This window comes from Enterococcus sp. DIV1298c, from assembly GCF_017316315.1.
GTDB lineage: Bacteria > Bacillota > Bacilli > Lactobacillales > Enterococcaceae > Enterococcus_B > Enterococcus_B mangumiae.
In genome coordinates this window covers 1-1,704 of sequence record NZ_JAFLWG010000096.1, presented here as the reverse complement: position 1 = coordinate 1,704, position 1,704 = coordinate 1, and the positions used below count along the sequence as shown (strand labels likewise).

Here is a 1,704-nt window from a genome sequence, read left to right as displayed (position 1 = left end):
GTATTTTATATTGTGAAATATATAACTATTATTCATTTGATGTTCAATTAAACCAAGAGACGATAAAACAATCATAGGAGTTGTTCAAAATTTATACGTATTTACGATGATTTTATTAAAATAAGATCCCAATCTTGTCCACGACTCTTTGTCTAGTATATGTTTAAAATAAAATAATTCTTTGTCTTCATATCCATGTGTATCAGAAATAACAATATCAGCGTGATGATAAGACTCAACAATTTTTATCCTTTTACTATTGTAATAGTGGGTAATGATGTTTTCGACTATATTTTTAGATTCTGGAAGGTTGAAAAATTCTACATACACTTTATGTTCGGATTTAAGACTGTTAGAGGCTAAGCTTCCTAGGACGACTTGTACGAAACTATTTTTAATATGATTAAAAGAATGTTGATTTTGGTAAGATTTCAAACTTTTATCGATGCAACGCTCAATGTAGGTTCCATAATTATTTTTGGGTAGCGCATCATGATATATAGGCATAAATTTATATAATTCCAGGTGATGGATGGTAACTAATTTATTGGTTAAATAATAAAGCAATCGATAAAAAATAGTTTCTGGTATATGAAAGTACTCAATCATACACATGAGTAGTTTTTTGCAACTGCTAACAATCGAATTCTTCTTTAGCTCTGCCAACTTTCTTCCAAGTTTTTCTTTTTCTTCTTTCGTATGCAAATCTTGTGCAAAATAGTTGGATAGAAATGCAAAGTGAATACATTCATTTCGTGAGTTCGCTGCATCCATCACTTTTTTGACAGTTAGCTGATCTAAACAAGCATCTATCTCCTCATTATAGATTGTTACCCCTAATTCCACGAGTTCTAGAGGTAGATCATCGATTTGGTAACCATTTTTCAATGATATAAGACCAACTGCTAATAGATAGTTGATACGCTTTTTCCCTAATGGAGATAGGTTTTCGTAATGGTCAAAGTTGATTGACAATCGTAAATCGTTTACTTCTTCTTGCGTGATCGTTTTGAATAACCAATAGTTACCTTTTGAAATGACAGCAATACCTAAATAATGCAACATGCGTATAGTAGATTCACTACCTGTCAACTCAATCAACGTTTCGTTGATTTTCGTCAACCTTAAATCGATTTTTAATAATCGGAACAATTCTTTCAACTTTCCTAAAAGTTTATATACATGAGACTCACTATAGATTAAATATTTTGCGATATCTGAAACACTGAATTTTCTTTTTTCCAATACATATAATAATGTTTGATATAGGTTGGACTCTGCAAAATATCTTTCTTGGAAAATATTGATCAGTTCTAGATATTCCGTATCTGTTAGTTGAGGAATACATAACAATTTATCTTTATCTAAAATCAAGGATGTCTGATATTTCTTAGAAAAACCACTTTCTTCATATTCATTCATCAAATTTTGAATGATTTTTCTTACTTGTCTTTTTGTTAGATCCATTTCATCTTCCAGTTTTTTTATTGAGACTGCTCCATCTTTTATTTCTTTCAACACTTTCATTTGTTGAAATTGTGTTTTTGTAATGAATAATAATGTTAATTTGTCTGGCAGCATATTTATTCTCTCCTCGATCTATAGTTGAAATTTAATGTTCAATTATTAATAACATCACCTCAATCCTTGTTTTTATTTCTGAATAATAAAAATATTCTTACTATTCAAAAGACAATATATAGT

Annotated in this window: 1 protein-coding gene; it reads right to left on the bottom strand. The window is 29.3% G+C overall.

Annotated elements, in window-relative coordinates:
- Positions 1 to 84: 84 nt before the first annotated feature.
- On the bottom strand, positions 85 to 1,581 hold the full coding sequence (locus JZO83_RS14260; RefSeq protein ID WP_206859294.1) for a helix-turn-helix domain-containing protein: 1,497 nt from the start codon (positions 1,579 to 1,581) through the stop codon (positions 85 to 87).
- Positions 1,582 to 1,704 lie beyond the last annotated feature (123 nt).

What these genes read in the sequence shown, in the direction of transcription:
- JZO83_RS14260 (WP_206859294.1), bottom strand. Translation starts at nt 1,581, where the DNA reads ATGCTGCCAGACAAATTAACATTATTATTCATTACAAAAACACAATTT.